The sequence below is a fragment of the Pseudovibrio ascidiaceicola genome (genome assembly GCF_900114245.1).
In the GTDB taxonomy this organism is placed as follows: domain Bacteria; phylum Pseudomonadota; class Alphaproteobacteria; order Rhizobiales; family Stappiaceae; genus Pseudovibrio; species Pseudovibrio ascidiaceicola.
This window is the reverse complement of sequence record NZ_FOSK01000001.1, coordinates 418,224-432,444: the sequence shown is the minus strand read 5'-3', so window position 1 is coordinate 432,444 and position 14,221 is coordinate 418,224. Positions and strand designations below refer to the sequence as shown.

Below are 14,221 nucleotides of genomic sequence, written 5' to 3'. Positions count from 1 at the left end.
CTGAGATCCTCACAATTGGACTTGGTTTTTGCGGCCAAGCAGGATGGAAAGGAACACAGGCGCACCAATGATTGCTGTGATGATGCCGATTGGCAGCTCGGCGGGCGCGACCACCGTTCTAGCGACAACATCCGCAGCAACCAATAAGGATGCTCCGAGCAATGCGCAGGAGGGAAGGAGGAAGCGGTGGTCTGGTCCAATCACCAGTCTCAAGACGTGGGGCACGACAATCCCAACAAAACCAATTGCACCAGCTGCTGCAACTGAAGCTCCGGCTGCACCTGCAACCAGAACAATGATCAAACGCTTGAGATGCTGTGTGTTGAAGCCAAGATGAAAGGCTTCAGCCTCACCCAGCAAAAATGCATTCAGGCCCTTGGCGATGAATGGGAGAGAGACGAGCACAGCCAGAGCAAAGGGAAGCGTGGACCAGACTCTTGGCCATGTGGAACTTCCCAGTCCACCCATGCCCCAGAATGTCAGGTCTCTGAGTTCTGCATCTGTGCTGCCAAAAACGAGAAACCCGGTTATGGCACCAGACAATGCGCCAAGTGCAATACCTGCCAGCAGCATGGTCGCGATGGAGGTTTGACCTCGACGGGTTGCGACTTTGTAGAGCAGGGTGGTTGTTGCGGCACCACCGACAAAGGCTCCCCATGGGAGAAGGTAGACCGAATAGTCATCTAAAATCCATGCAGGCAAGCTGGAGGACAGAGTGATCACGCAGACTGCTGCGAGGGCTGCACCAGATGAAACCCCCACTAATCCCGGATCGGCGAGAGGGTTTCGGAACAGACCCTGCATCATTGCACCGGAGGCAGCAAGAGAGGCGCCAACCAGACATCCGAGTACCGTTCTTGGCATCCGAATGTCCATCAGGACGACTTTGTCTCGGAGAGTGAGCGCTGTTTCATCACCAAAGAGCCAGTAATTAACTGCACCGAATATGTGTGAGACAGATACCTCAGTTGGCCCAACAGCCAGAGATACGAAGCAGATAATCAGGAGCAGCACCGTTAGTGCCTTAACAGCGTACTGCTGGCAGACTTCTCTGCTTGTTCGTGCTGGGGTTACTGGTGACTTGAACGCTTCGGACAGTGTCATCTCACTCATTGCCACCTCACCTCACGACTTTGCGTCAGATATAGCTGCGATTTTCACAAAGCGATCACTCAGGTCGCGAAGTGCTTGCGCTGTGCGAGGGCCAAAGCCAAGGAGGTAGACGCCGTCCATGACAATGAGATTGCCATTTAGGCCTGCTGGGGTGAGGTTGAAGCCTGGCTCTTTGAGAATTGCTGACTGACCGCTTGAACCCGGACGAGACATCATCATCACAACATCAGGAGCCGCTGCAATCAGCGCTTCTTTGGAGACTGGTTTGTATCCGCGCAGGTTTGCAAACACGTTGGTTGCGCCAGCCAGTCCGATCACGGCATGAGCACCTGTCTCGCGGCCTGCGACCAGCGGCTTTCCACCGCCCTCAGAGATGACAAAGACAACTTTGAGCGGTTTTGCCTGCTGATGTGCATAGGCAATAGCCTCATCAAGGTCCGCTTTGACTTTCGCTTTCAGTGTTTTCGTTTCGTCTGGAAGCTGTAATGCGTTTCCGACAATATCAATTTTCTCAAGAATGCCTTCCGGGGAATAAACTTCTTTCACTTCCGTCAGTTTGATGGAGGCTGCTTTGAGGACATCCACCGCTGTTGGTGGGCCAGAACCTTCCATCATGAGGATATGATCTGGATTGGCTGCGAGCACCCCTTCTGCGCTGAGAGCTCTCATGTAACCCACATTGGGAAGCTTTTTTGCCTCCTCCGGATAGAGACTTGTTGTGTCGACAGCAGCCAGCCGATCCTGAGCTTCCAGAGCGTAGACGATTTCTGTCAGCGAGGACCCGATCGAGATAATGCGCTGATCTTTTTGCAGATCTTCAGCTTGGACCTGACCAATGAACATTCCAAAGAACAAGCTCAGGAGCGCAGCAGCTGCATAAGGAAGCATGAGAGAAAATGAATCGAGGGCTCTGGTTAGAACACGCATGGTAGCACCCATTTGAGAGGAGGTATTTCATTCCTTCGGGCATGAGTGGCTTCTGGCTTCCCAAATTCGCCCAGTTCGTAAAACGCTATCTTTCAAAATAACATGAGTGAAATACTCATATTTATTTATCGGGTCAATCTCTAAATTGAACTAGGAGGAAGACAGGCAAATATAAGAAATAATACTTGACTATTAAATTCATATTTTTCTACATACGCAGGTCGAGAGCCTTTTAAGGCGCATCGTTAAGACCATTTTGCCAGCCAAGCGGTTTAAATCGCTAGCCAGCCTCCGCATACCCCTCCCATTCCTATTGTGGTATGTGTTTTGAGAGTGGCTCTGAAGACCTGAAACTTTGCTGAGCTTTTGATTGGAAAGGCTCATGTACTAATTGGCTAAGGAGTTCCGGCGTGTACATCGCAATGAACCGTTTCCGCGTGGTGCGGGGCAAAGAAGAAGAGTTTGAAACCGTTTGGAAAAATCGTGAGCGTCACCTGAGCTCCGTTCCCGGCTACATCGAATTTCGTATGCTCAAAGGCGAGACAGCTGAAGACCATACCCTTTATGCATCCCATACCACTTGGGATACCTATGAGAATTTTGTCGGCTGGACGAAGTCTGAAGCGTTTGCATCTGCCCATAAAGGCGCTGGCACCCGCATGAACTTCTATCTGGGCGGCCCACACTTTGAAGGCTTTGAAGTCATCCTGACCGAGACCCGCGAAGTCGCTTAAAGCCTTCCTGACTGGAAGCTGCAAACTGCTGTAGCTTCCTTTCTCCCCGTCCAAAGTATCAATTGCGCTTATATATTTTGCATGCAAATTATTTGTATGCAAAATTAATGGAGTGCCCGTGATGCGCTTAGATAATTGCATTTTTTATCTGCTCTCCCGCAGCGCCAGAAGCGGTGCGCGGTTTTATAAGAAGCAACTGGAAGAACTGGGCCTCACACCGGTCCAATCCATTGTGTTGCAAGCCCTTGCTGTGCAGGACGGATGCACAACATCTCAATTGGGCAAGGCCGCTGAGCTGGACAATGCAACGCTTACCGGTGTGCTGGACCGACTTTGCCCTGCCGGATATCTGGAGCGTAAGGCAAGTCCGGAAGATCGACGAACCCAGCATATTTTCCTCACCGAACAGGGTCAGGAAGTTTCCGAAATTCTTGACAGTTTAACCGAAGACGCGAACGCCAAATTTCTTGCGGAGCTGAGTGATCGTGAGAGGGGCGATCTCAAAGCACTTCTCGCCCGCCTTTAGGCCGGGTGCTCAAACTCATTTGAGCACTGTTTTCATCGCGTAATCTGATTGAACACCAGCAATCATTTGCAGGATTACGCCTTTATCTCAAAGATTTTCAATAGGACGGATTGGAAAGATGGACGTAAAAGTGATGTCAGGACTGGAGTTCCTGAAAGCCATGCAGAAAGCGGGCAATCGTCCGCCAATGGCAGAAACCATGAATGTAGACCTAGATTGCATTGAGGATGGTCTGGTTCGTTTTAAATGTATGCCAACGAATGATCATCTCAACCCAGGCGGGACGGTGCATGGCGGCTACGCGGCGACAGCACTGGATTCGGTGCTTTCTCTTGCGGTTCAGACCAAGCTCAAAGATGCCTTCAATTTCCGCGGCACCTCAGAACTCAACGTCAAGTACATACGTCCCATTAAGGTAGGGCAGGTTCTATACGCTGAAGGCCGCGTGGTCAGCATGACGCGTCAGACCGGGATCTCTGCCGGAGAAATCGTCGACGAAGAAGGCAAAATTTACGCCTACGCTTCTGGAACTGTGATGATCAAACCAGAATCCTGATCGCATAGTTTTGGATAGGAGCACATAATCGCCTCTATGTGCTCCTTCTTTTGTGGACAAATTAGCTGGCTAAATTAATTTATTTTTGTCTGCTATTTTTTCTGTTCCATTGGTTGAAACTCTTCAAAACTGCCGATTAATTAGAATTTATAGCCTTGAAATTATGTCTTTTTATTCGATTAAATAACACTTACAATAAAGAGCGCAACAATACGCCCTCCCCCTAAGGAACTATATTTTACAATTGCACGTAACATAGTTTACACGCTATACGTGCTTATGGTGTTCCTGTGATGAGAAATCCGAAGCTATTTGGTGTAATGTGCTCTCGGATTCGTCTCTATCCAAAAAAAAGCGCTTTCTGTCATGCTGCACTCGATCTCGGACCGCTCCCTCGTTTCTCGCTTTGGAATTTCTCCCTGGTCATCCACCAGCAATCGTAAAAGTGACGCTGTCTATCTTTACCTGGAAGAGCAAATCATCGTTGGTGCTCTCAAGCCTGGTGAAGCAATTGCAGAACAGACGGTAGCTGATGCGTGTGATTGCGCGCAAGGAACTGTACGTGAGGCCTTGCTTAAACTTCAGCAATCGGGCTTGGTGGTTCGACACGATTACAAAGGCACTCGCGTTGCAGGTATCAGCCGCGCTGAAGCTGTCGAGATCGTCAAAATTCGCATGCAGCTGGAAGAGCAAGCCGGCCGAATGATTGCCTCTAACATTTCAGGTGAGACGCGCGATCGGCTCTTTGAAATTCTGGATGCGATGTGCCAGGCAGCCGATGACAACGAGGTGTTTCTCTGCAGCGCTTATGACCGTCTCTTCCATGCGACTCTGTTTCGTCAGGCAAACTTACGTGGACTAGAGCCTATTCTGGAACGTTGTGCGCTCCATATGCATCGTGTGACGCTGTCTCACAGAGACATTCCACTCAATGGTGAAGACATCCATGAAAAGCATATTGCGATCATCGAAACGCACTGCAATGGCACCCCTGAAGAAGCTGCAAACGCTGCGCGTGGGCATGTGAGCTTCCTGTTTGACCGCTGGATGTCAGAGCACACCTTCCTCAGCCTTTCCATTTAGACCGTCGCCAGCCTTAAGCTGGAGCTGGGCATGAAAAAAGCCGGAGTGCAGAAGCATCCGGCTTTTGTTGTTTCTTATGCTTACGCGTTGCTTAGACGTCGAGGTTGGCAACGGATAGAGCGTTGGTTTGAATAAAGTCGCGGCGTGGCTCAACTTCATCGCCCATCAGCTTGGTAAAGATGTCATCAGCTGCGTCAGCTTCCTTGATCTTCACCTGCAGCAAAGAGCGTACATTCGGGTCCAGCGTGGTTTCCCAGAGCTGTTCTGGGTTCATCTCGCCCAGCCCCTTATAGCGCTGCATGGAAATGCCACGACGCCCTTGCGCGTAAACAGCTTCCAGAAGGGCTTGTGGGCCGCGAATTTCGACAGACTTGTCTTTGCGCACCAAGGATGCAGCCTTATGATAGACCTCATCCAGATGCTTGAAGTAGCTGTCGAGACGACGAGCGTCTGCTGAACCGAGCAGGGCAGCATCAATCGTGGTGACTTCTTTCACGCCGCGAACAACACGGCTGAAGATGAGATCACCCTCTTCAGTTGCTTCACCTTCCCAACCACGCTCAAACTCGTCAGCCAGAATATCCAGGCGACGCGCGATGTAAGCAGCAGCTTCCTGTGCTTTTTCGTGGTTGTGCAGATTGTCGGAGTTCAGTGCACCGGCGATTGCAGCCTGCTCGACAACAGCTTTGTCGTAGCGGGAATGCAGGCCGTTGAGAACGTCGGAGATTTCACGAGCCTCGTTCACGACGCTGCGCAGGTCTTCACCCATGCGCACTTCGCCACTTGCAAGGCTGAGGGACGTCTCATCCAGACCACTGCCGATCAGGTATTCTTCAAAGGCCGCCTCATCTTTCAGGTACTGCTCGGACTTGCCGCGCGTGACCTTGTAAAGCGGAGGCTGCGCGATGTAGACGTAGCCATTCTCGATCAGATCAGGCATCTGACGGAAGAGGAAGGTCAATAGAAGCGTACGAATGTGCGCACCATCGACGTCCGCATCGGTCATGATGATGATCTTATGGTAGCGGAGTTTTTCGAGGTTGAATTCCTCGTTGCCGATACCTGTGCCCAATGCAGTGATCAGCGTGCCGATTTCCTGCGAGGAGATCATTTTATCAAAACGTGCGCGTTCGACGTTCAGGATCTTACCCTTCAGCGGGAGCACGGCCTGATTTGATCTGTCACGGCCCTGTTTGGCAGAGCCACCCGCGGAATCACCCTCCACTATGAAGAGTTCAGCTTTAGAAGCGTCGCGCTCCTGACAATCGGCCAGCTTACCGGGTAGGGATGCGATATCCAGCGCGCCTTTGCGGCGCGTGAGCTCGCGAGCTTTACGAGCAGCTTCGCGCGCGCTCGCTGCTTCCACCACTTTGGAAACAATGGACTTTGCCGGAGCTGGGTTTTCTTCCAGCCAAGTAGAAAGCGCTTCACCAACGAGGTTCTCAACCACCGGGCGGACTTCTGAAGAAACCAGCTTGTCTTTGGTCTGGGAGGAGAACTTTGGATCCGGAACTTTCACAGAAAGCACGCAGGACAGGCCTTCACGGCAATCTTCGCCAGTTGGGTTTACTTTCTCACGCTTCAGGATCCCTGAAGAATCTGCGTAGCCGGTCAACTGACGTGTCAGAGCGGCGCGGAAACCAGCAAGGTGCGTACCACCATCACGCTGTGGGATGTTGTTTGTGAAGCACAGAACGTTTTCATGGTAACTGGAGTTCCACCACATGGCCACTTCTACAGTGATGCCGTCTTTTTCGGCCATCATTGTAACAGGCTCTTCAATGAGCGGATGCTTTGCACGGTCCAGATAACGGACGAATGCTTCCAGACCACCTTCGTAGTAGAGCTCTTCAACGCGAGGCTCAACACCACGATTGTCTGTCAGGATGATACGGGCACCGGAGTTGAGGAAGGCCAGCTCGCGCAGGCGGTGCTCAAGGGTGTCGTAATCAAATTCAATTTTGGTGAAGGTTTCAGGAGACGGGGTGAAGGTCACCTCAGTGCCGGACTTGCCCGGAGCGTCGCCGACAACTTTCAAAGGAGCTTCAGCTTCACCGTGATGGAAGCGAAGGAAGTGCTCTTTGTCATTGCGGAAAATGCGCAGATCCAGCGTCGTGGATAGTGCGTTCACCACAGAAACACCCACACCGTGCAGACCGCCGGATACCTTGTAGGAGTTGCTGTCAAACTTACCACCAGCGTGGAGCTGGGTCATAATAACTTCGGCTGCAGAAATTCCCTCTTCCGAGTGAATATCTACCGGGATACCGCGTCCGTTATCGGTCACCGTGACAGAGCCATCAGCATTCAGCGTAACAGTCACATAATCAGCATGACCGGCCAGCGCTTCATCGATGGAGTTGTCGACAACCTCATAGACCATATGGTGCAGGCCGGATCCATCATCAGTGTCACCGATATACATGCCAGGACGCTTACGTACAGCATCCAGGCCCTTCAGCACTTTGATGGAATCTGCACCGTATTCACCTGCGCCATTTTCCTGCTCAGGTCCGCCATTTTCAGGGGTCGACGTTTCGCTCATTCGAATCACTTCACACAACGGTTTTCATTAGGGTTCATGTTATAATTGGTTGGGCAAATGGTTCAAGCAATCTGGGAGTTTAACCGCTCGTAAACCAAGGGAAATATTGCATAAACACTATTTTTAAGGGGGGATAATTTCCTTAGCGTGCATCCCGTGGATTTGCTTGCACGATTAGCACCCCAAGTTTTCATTTTTGTGCCTGGCATTTTCCGAAAATTGGAACGACTTATTGGTGTTCTTGCTACCGTGTAATCATCAGCACTGCGATGCCTAGAAGTCCCAGAGAGGCCAGTCGATTAATCAAGGACATCGTCTTTTCTGACCTCAAGAACTGGCAAAATTTGACTGCCAGCAATGAATAGGCACCGTTGATGATCAGCAAGATAGCTGACAGCACAGCGGCGAGTTCAACAAAGCCCAGCAGGTTCATTTCCTCAACACTGACCAAATTGGGCATCAGCGCGAGGTAGAACATGATTGCCTTGGGGTTTGACAGGTTGAACAGTAGCCCAGCAAACAAAGATGTCTTCGCAGAAGATTGTGGTGGGATTGAGTTGCTGTACTCCTCAGAAGGAGCTGCATTTGCGCTCTTCCAGATGCCCCATGCAATGTAGGTGAGATACGCAGCACCAAGCCACTGCAACACCACGAATGCCTCGGAGAAACTACTGGCAATTGCTGCTAGTCCCAGTGCAGCCATCGAAAACCAGAGCAGATCACCGCTCAATAAGCCCAAACAGAACAGCACTGCACCGCTGCTGCCAAAGCTCATCGCACGGGCAATGATCGCAAAAACGGCAGGGCCGGGAATGATTGCTAGTGTGAAAAGCGTGCCGCCAAACAGGGCAAGACTGGTTACATCCATAAAACTGCAGCAGTTCTTTCGTGGTGACGAGCGCCTTCAGTATACGGCGCCACATTCTTCTGCAAGCGCCGTATTTAAGAGCTGATTGCTCAGCGGGTCACCATAGTTGCTGCCACGCCGACCATCACCACACTGGAACCTCTGTTCAGGCGCTGGAATGCTTTTTGCGACGAAATCAGCTTCTTTGCAGAGACTGCCAGATAGGCATAGATGCCGAAAACGATGAACAACACACTGGCCATGGTTGCAGCCAGTTCCCAATAAGCCAGCAGATTGATCTTATCCATGGGCACGATGTTCGGCATCAGCGCCATGTAGAAGATCACGACCTTTGGGTTGGACAGGTTCATGGAGAGGCCAGCAAGCAAGGCTGTGAAACGTGAGGACGCCTCCACAGCTGCATCACCATCTTGCGTTGGCGTTACGCCTTTTGAGTTCCACATACCCCAGGCGACGTAAAGCAGATAGGCAGCTCCAACCCATTTAAGCGCCATGAAAATGATCGCGTAGTTGGTCGCAATAGCTGCCAGCCCCATGATTGCAAGCGTGAACCAGAACAGATCACCACAGATCATACCGACAACGAACATAGGTGTGCCACGCATGCCTTGTCCGAAAATACGGGCGAGCAAAGCGGCAATGCCGGGGCCCGGTGTGATGGCTGCAGCGAACAAGGTTCCTGCAAAAAACAAAAGAACTGCTAGTTCCATTTTATTGCTCTTTTTATCGCGCCACGATTGCAGCAGCGGTGCCAAACATTGCGACACTCGCGCTCTTATTCAATCGTTTTACGGCTTTTTCTGAGGTCAGGAGGCTTCGTGCCCGTACGGTCACACCAATATAGATTGCAAAGACCAGTGACAACACAGCAAGCGTAACAAACATCAATTCAACCAAACCAATGGTCGTGATGGTTTCCATAGGCACCACGCTTGGCATCAATGCCGCGTAGAACAGCAAGCCTTTAGGGTTGGAAAGCGTGATCAACATGCCAGAGACCAGCGTTTTGGCACTGCCTTTGCTGCTTTGCTGCACATGGACGGTATCTTCATTTGCCTGAGTTGTCTGGAGGCCGCTGGCTCGCCAGAGCTTCCAGGCTAGAAACAGCAGGTAAGCAGCGCCCGCGTATTTGACGATGGTGAAGGCCAGCACGTAGGTGCTTGCTAGTTTCGCCAGACCCAGGATTGCCAGAATAAACAAACACATGCTGCCAATCAGCATGCCAGAGACAAAAGTGAGCGTGCCTTGCAGCCCAAAACCAAGTGTACGTGAAACCAGAGCCGTAATCGCAGGGCCTGGTGTAATGGCGACAACAAACAGAGTTGCCCCGAAAACGAGGAGAATTTGCAAGTCCATAGGGATCACTTAGGTCAGAGATAGGGCGTTGAACGCAGTTTGCGTATTCGCATCGGAAAGCTTGTCTCTGCTTTTCCTGAATACCTTCTAAGAATAATCACAAGGATTTTTCTCTGACAAGCGAGATAAAAACGGTTTGTCTTCAAGCCAGCTCAATCATAACGCTTTTAGCTTAGCGCAATGCCGCCGTTCGTAACCTCGAAGATCTGTGCAGCCGTTGGCAGATCTTTAAAGAGGTTTTCGTCAGTCCCAGTCATGAAGACCTGACCACCCAGAGCTTCCAACCGTGTAAAGAGCGCTTCGCGGCGGCCCGGATCCAGATGGGCGGCGACTTCATCCAGCAGCAGGATTGGGGTCATACCGGAGATCGATGAGGTGAGGTCGGCATGTGCCAGAACCAAGCCGATCAGCAAGGCTTTTTGCTCTCCGGTTGAAGCTTGAGCCGCAGGCATTTGCTTTTCGCTATGGACTACATAGAGGTCTGAGCGGTGCGGGCCATCCAGAGTACGCCCTGCGGCGCGGTCCCGGAAACGTCCTTCCACCAGCAAATCCCGATAGCAGTCTTCCCGGTCTGACGCGCTCATGCCGATAGTTGCGGTTTCAAACGCGCCTTGCAGGTGGATTTCTGCGGACGGGAAGGGGAGGCCAAGCTGTTTTTGCACTTCCAGCGTTTTGGCCAGAAGGCTGACAGTTTCACTGCGAGCCAGAGCGACAGCGGTTCCCAGTTCAGCAACTTGCGCTTCGATGGCATCAAGGTACTCGGGCGTTCCGCCTTCAGACAGCAGGCGGTTTCGCTGGCGCAGTGCTTTTTCAAAGCTTGCGACCATTCTGCCATGAGATGGATTGAGGGAAAGGACCAGTCGATCAAGAAATTTACGTCGATCAGAGGCTGAGCCCGTGAACAAACCGTCCATGGAGGGGACCAGCCACAACACGCGAAGGTATTCCAAGAGAGCTTCTGATGAGCGGGCTTCTTCGCCATCAATGCGGACGCGGCGTCCGGGTTCTCCGGCAGTTAAACCTGTGCCGATGCGGGTCTCGCCAAATTCGCCATCTAAAATCGCGCTAACGGCCCAACCACCTGTTCCATCAGCACGGGCGATATCACCCAGTGTTGCGCGGCGGAGACCACGACCAGCGGAGAGAAAGGAGATTGCTTCCAGAATATTGGTTTTGCCTGCACCGTTGTCACCGACAAAAGCGACCATCCGGCTGTTCAACTCAACGCTTGTTGCGCTGTAGTTTCGAAAATCCGTTAGCGCGAGGCGAGTGAGCGCCACAGGCACTGGATCCGACATTCAGGCTCTTTCTGGTTACATGAAGTTTGAGCATATTCCTATCGAAAATCAGTTGCCATTTTTCGGGAATATGCATCAGAAGAAAAATGCCCCCGGCTTAGGACCGAGGGCAAAACATTTAAACGCGCATTGGCATCAGAACGTAGAGCGCTTCATCACTGCCTTCATCGCGAACGAGGGTTGGAGAACCGGAGTCCGCAAGTGTGAAGAGCGCGGAATCTGCTTCCAACTGAGCTGCGATATCCAGCAGGTACTTAGAGTTAAAGCCGATCTCGAATTCTTCGTTGTCGTACTCAACTGCAACTTCTTCAGTTGCAGAACCAGAATCCGGATTGGTGACTGTCAGAACGATCTTACCTTCGCTCAGGGACATTTTGACTGCACGGCCACGATCAGATGCGATGGTAGAAACGCGATCAACTGCTTCCTTGAAAGCATCACGGTCAACGCGCAGTTCCTTGTCGTTTCCTTTTGGAATGACGCGCTCGTAATCCGGGAAAGTGCCGTCGATGAGCTTAGATGTCAGGATGATATCGCCAATGGTGAAGCGGATCTTGGTTTCAGAGATTTCAACCTTGATCTCAACTTCCGGATCATCCAGCAACTTCTGAATTTCGCCAACGGTTTTACGCGGTACGATGATACCCGGCATACCTTCTGAGCCTTCCGGCGCCTCAAGCTCAGCTTGAGCGAGGCGGTGTCCGTCAGTTGCGACAGCGCGGAAACGCAGGCCTTCTCCGATATCCAGAGAGTGCATGTAGATACCATTGAGGTAGTAGCGGGTTTCTTCCGTAGAGATCGCAAACTGAGTGCTGTTGATCAACTTGCGGATGCCGCCGGCGGTCATGGTGAAGCTGTGAGTGAACTCACCCGCAGTCAGATCAGGGAAGTCAGTGACTGGCAGGATCTGCAGCGCGAAGCGGGACCGCCCGGCGCGAATTTCCATGGTGCTGTCATCACCAGAGGTTTCCAAAACAACCTGGGAGCCATCAGGCAACTTGCGCACGATCTCATAGATCATGTGAGCTGGCACTGTTGTTCCGCCTGGTGTTTCAACCATTGCCGCGATGCTTTCCACGACCTCAAGATCCAAGTCTGTTGCCTTAAGCTTCAGGTTGCCACCTTCAGCCTGCAGCAAAACGTTGGAGAGGATCGGAATGGTGTTCCGCCGTTCCACCACACGGTGTACGTGGGTCAGAGACTTCAAAAGCTCGGTCCGCTCAAGTGTCACTTTCATGCGAAACGTCCATTCTTCTGGGCGGAGCATCGCGCTGGTGCAGCGAACTCCGCGAATTACTAATACAAATTGCCCAGTTTTAGTGCAGAGGCCCACCTGGTCTGCACTTGCCCACTATGCCGAGTTTAACCTCGTGCAGGGTCGTTCAAACTGCACGTTTAGCGCTCAAAATGCAAGAGGGGCGCTGCAAGCAGCGCCCCAATAATCACCAAATTCCTGCAAGGAGTCCATATGGCCCCGTGTAGAAGACGCTTATTAGAGCACGTTACGTTCACGCACCGTGCTCTAAGTGCTTTCCTTGAGCGAATGCTGGTCATTTGATTGAAGCCAATCAAATGGAATGCGCCCTAGGCGTCCAGCATACGCTTCAGCAGCTCCAGCTCCTGCGCAAGACCGTTATCTGCCTTGGAGAGCTCTTCGATTTTACGAACTGCATGGAGTACTGTTGTGTGGTCACGATTGCCGAAGCGACGACCGATCTCTGGCAGAGAACGCGGGGTCATCATCTTAGCGAGATACATAGCGATTTGACGCGGACGCACGATGGTTCGTGTGCGGCGTGCAGAAAGCAGATCTGCTTTTGTGACGTTATAATGCTTGGACACGACGCGCTGAATGTCTTCGATTTTAACGCGGCGTGGTTCAGCTGCACGGATGAGATCACGCAGAGTGATTTCAGCCATTTCCAGAGTTACCGGAGAGTTTGTCAGCTGATTATGTGCAACGAGACGGTTCAGAGCACCTTCAAGGTCACGACCTGAAGAGGTTACGTTGCGAGCAACATAGTCCAGAACGGCGTCCGGCACAGTGAAGTTCGGGTATGAGCGCTGCTGAGCACGCATACGATCTTCAATGATAGCACGGCGAAGCTGGAAATCTGGTTCGGAGATATTTACGACCAGACCACCTGCCAGGCGGGAGCGAACGCGATCATCCAGGCTTTCTAACTCAGCCGGAGCGCGGTCAGCTGCAACAACAACCTGACGAGCACCATCAATCAATGCATTAAGAGTGTGGCAGAACTCCTGCTGCACCTGCTTGCCATGAAGGAACTGCATGTCGTCGATCAGAAGAAGATCGATAGAACGCAGGGTTTCCTTGAAGGACATTGCAGACTGCGCCTGAAGCGCGGCAACGAAGCGATACATGAAATGCTCTGCTGTGAGGTACAGAACGCGGCGACCAGCCATACGGGCCTGATTTGCAATCGCCTGCATCAAGTGGGTCTTACCAAGACCAACAGAAGCATGAAGGTAGAGTGGGTTAAAGGTTACAACACCGCCGCCTGCAACTTGCTTTGCAGCTGCAAGAGCCAGAACGTTGGATTCACCTTCAACAAAACTTTCGAAAACGTATTTCGGATCGAGGGAAGCCCCTTCGAGTACGTCTTTAGAGGAAAGGTCAGCACGACCACCTCGACCGCCCATCATAGATGGCATTGGGGACGCTGCGCGCAGACCAACAGGATCATTTACCTGAATTGGGCGCATATCAGTCTTGCCACCCAATGCTGGGCGTGCAGCTGGCTTTGCCGCTGCTGGACGGGGACGAACGGCACCGCGAACGGTGAGCTCGATCTTATGAATGTCATCACATTCATTTTTCCAAAGTCCCATCAGACGCTCTGAATAATGAGACTGAATCCATTGCTTCAAAAACCGCGTAGGAACAGACAAACGAACGGTGCCGTTGGTGTGCCCTTCCATGTCTACGCGTGCAAACCAGCTGGAGAATACATCTTCACCCAGTTCAGCACGTAGACGTTTCTTAACGCGATCCCATTGCTCCGGCCCTGGAGCTTCCTGAACGTGCATGCTCGCCTCCTTGCAGCCGTTGAGTATTCCGCCACAGATACTCAACCATCAAATCTATTGCGCTCATTTCGAGCTTTGTTGAACCAGACGCTTTTTTATTTCGTTGTCATTAGACAAAAACATCACATCGGTGTGGCGCCCACACACCGTTGCTAAATTCTAAT

General features: G+C 51.7%; 13 protein-coding genes. 4 read left to right on the top strand and 9 right to left on the bottom strand.

The features are described 5' to 3' along the window. Positions 1–9: 9 nt before the first annotated feature. Both BM231_RS02105 and BM231_RS02100 read right to left on the bottom strand, forming a co-directional pair. Entirely contained in the window at positions 10–1,113 is a 1,104-nt protein-coding gene (locus tag BM231_RS02105) for a FecCD family ABC transporter permease (protein WP_093516368.1), read from the bottom strand. 12 nt (positions 1,114–1,125) lie between these two features. Then, a complete protein-coding gene (locus BM231_RS02100; protein ID WP_208859998.1) occupies positions 1,126–2,040 on the bottom strand; it encodes a heme/hemin ABC transporter substrate-binding protein in 915 nt (304 codons plus the stop codon). A gap of 410 nt (positions 2,041–2,450) precedes the next feature. Between BM231_RS02100 and hmuQ the strand changes: the two genes are divergently transcribed. The 4 genes from hmuQ to BM231_RS02080 all read left to right on the top strand — a co-directional run bounded on the left by hmuQ (position 2,451) and on the right by BM231_RS02080 (position 4,939). Next, positions 2,451–2,774 carry a heme-degrading protein HmuQ gene (gene hmuQ / locus BM231_RS02095; RefSeq protein ID WP_057463125.1) on the top strand — a complete coding sequence of 108 codons (324 nt, stop codon included), beginning with the start codon at positions 2,451–2,453 and terminating at the stop codon, positions 2,772–2,774. Positions 2,775–2,895: 121 nt separating this feature from the next. Beyond that, positions 2,896–3,300 (top strand): MarR family winged helix-turn-helix transcriptional regulator, encoded by a 405-nt coding sequence (locus BM231_RS02090; protein WP_093516366.1) that lies wholly within the window; start codon positions 2,896–2,898, stop codon positions 3,298–3,300. Between the two features lie 118 nt (positions 3,301–3,418). Then, the gene (locus tag BM231_RS02085; protein ID WP_057463127.1) at positions 3,419–3,856 is read left to right on the top strand and encodes a PaaI family thioesterase; all 438 of its coding nucleotides are present in this window, start codon (positions 3,419–3,421) and stop codon (positions 3,854–3,856) included. A 366-nt stretch (positions 3,857–4,222) separates the two neighbouring features. Continuing rightward, entirely contained in the window at positions 4,223–4,939 is a 717-nt protein-coding gene (locus BM231_RS02080; RefSeq protein ID WP_093516364.1) for a GntR family transcriptional regulator, read from the top strand. Between the two features lie 91 nt (positions 4,940–5,030). On the opposite strand, the gene gyrB is transcribed toward BM231_RS02080, so the two are convergent. From gyrB to dnaA, 7 genes are all read right to left on the bottom strand, one after another. Next, positions 5,031–7,484 carry a DNA topoisomerase (ATP-hydrolyzing) subunit B gene (gene gyrB, locus BM231_RS02075; RefSeq protein ID WP_093516362.1) on the bottom strand — a complete coding sequence of 818 codons (2,454 nt, stop codon included), beginning with the start codon at positions 7,482–7,484 and terminating at the stop codon, positions 5,031–5,033. A gap of 244 nt (positions 7,485–7,728) precedes the next feature. Next, entirely contained in the window at positions 7,729–8,352 is a 624-nt protein-coding gene (locus BM231_RS02070) for a LysE family translocator (protein WP_093516360.1), read from the bottom strand. Between the two features lie 89 nt (positions 8,353–8,441). Further along, positions 8,442–9,062 carry a LysE family translocator gene (locus tag BM231_RS02065; RefSeq protein WP_063309060.1) on the bottom strand — a complete coding sequence of 207 codons (621 nt, stop codon included), beginning with the start codon at positions 9,060–9,062 and terminating at the stop codon, positions 8,442–8,444. A 13-nt stretch (positions 9,063–9,075) separates the two neighbouring features. Further along, positions 9,076–9,708, bottom strand: a complete 633-nt coding sequence (locus BM231_RS02060; protein WP_093516358.1) for a LysE family translocator — start codon at positions 9,706–9,708, stop codon at positions 9,076–9,078. Positions 9,709–9,875: 167 nt separating this feature from the next. Beyond that, the gene (gene recF, locus BM231_RS02055) at positions 9,876–11,006 is read right to left on the bottom strand and encodes a DNA replication/repair protein RecF (RefSeq protein WP_063309058.1); all 1,131 of its coding nucleotides are present in this window, start codon (positions 11,004–11,006) and stop codon (positions 9,876–9,878) included. Between the two features lie 118 nt (positions 11,007–11,124). Then, complete coding sequence (gene dnaN, locus BM231_RS02050) at positions 11,125–12,243, bottom strand: DNA polymerase III subunit beta (protein WP_093517032.1); 1,119 nt, start codon at positions 12,241–12,243, stop codon at positions 11,125–11,127. A gap of 347 nt (positions 12,244–12,590) precedes the next feature. After that, a complete protein-coding gene (gene dnaA, locus BM231_RS02045; RefSeq protein ID WP_093516356.1) occupies positions 12,591–14,057 on the bottom strand; it encodes a chromosomal replication initiator protein DnaA in 1,467 nt (488 codons plus the stop codon). Positions 14,058–14,221 lie beyond the last annotated feature (164 nt).

Bases quoted from the DNA above. Each gene is read 5' to 3' on its own strand.
- recF (WP_063309058.1), bottom strand. From the start codon at position 11,006: ATGTCGGATCCAGTGCCTGTGGCGCTCACTCGCCTCGCGCTAACGGAT.
- BM231_RS02060 (WP_093516358.1), bottom strand. From the start codon at position 9,708: ATGGACTTGCAAATTCTCCTCGTTTTCGGGGCAACTCTGTTTGTTGTC.
- BM231_RS02090 (WP_093516366.1), top strand. From the start codon at position 2,896: ATGCGCTTAGATAATTGCATTTTTTATCTGCTCTCCCGCAGCGCCAGA.
- BM231_RS02085 (WP_057463127.1), top strand. From the start codon at position 3,419: ATGGACGTAAAAGTGATGTCAGGACTGGAGTTCCTGAAAGCCATGCAG.
- BM231_RS02105 (WP_093516368.1), bottom strand. From the start codon at position 1,113: ATGAGTGAGATGACACTGTCCGAAGCGTTCAAGTCACCAGTAACCCCA.
- dnaA (WP_093516356.1), bottom strand. From the start codon at position 14,057: ATGCACGTTCAGGAAGCTCCAGGGCCGGAGCAATGGGATCGCGTTAAG.
- BM231_RS02070 (WP_093516360.1), bottom strand. From the start codon at position 8,352: ATGGATGTAACCAGTCTTGCCCTGTTTGGCGGCACGCTTTTCACACTA.
- BM231_RS02100 (WP_208859998.1), bottom strand. From the start codon at position 2,040: ATGCGTGTTCTAACCAGAGCCCTCGATTCATTTTCTCTCATGCTTCCT.
- dnaN (WP_093517032.1), bottom strand. From the start codon at position 12,243: ATGAAAGTGACACTTGAGCGGACCGAGCTTTTGAAGTCTCTGACCCAC.
- BM231_RS02080 (WP_093516364.1), top strand. From the start codon at position 4,223: ATGCTGCACTCGATCTCGGACCGCTCCCTCGTTTCTCGCTTTGGAATT.
- BM231_RS02065 (WP_063309060.1), bottom strand. From the start codon at position 9,062: ATGGAACTAGCAGTTCTTTTGTTTTTTGCAGGAACCTTGTTCGCTGCA.
- gyrB (WP_093516362.1), bottom strand. From the start codon at position 7,484: ATGAGCGAAACGTCGACCCCTGAAAATGGCGGACCTGAGCAGGAAAAT.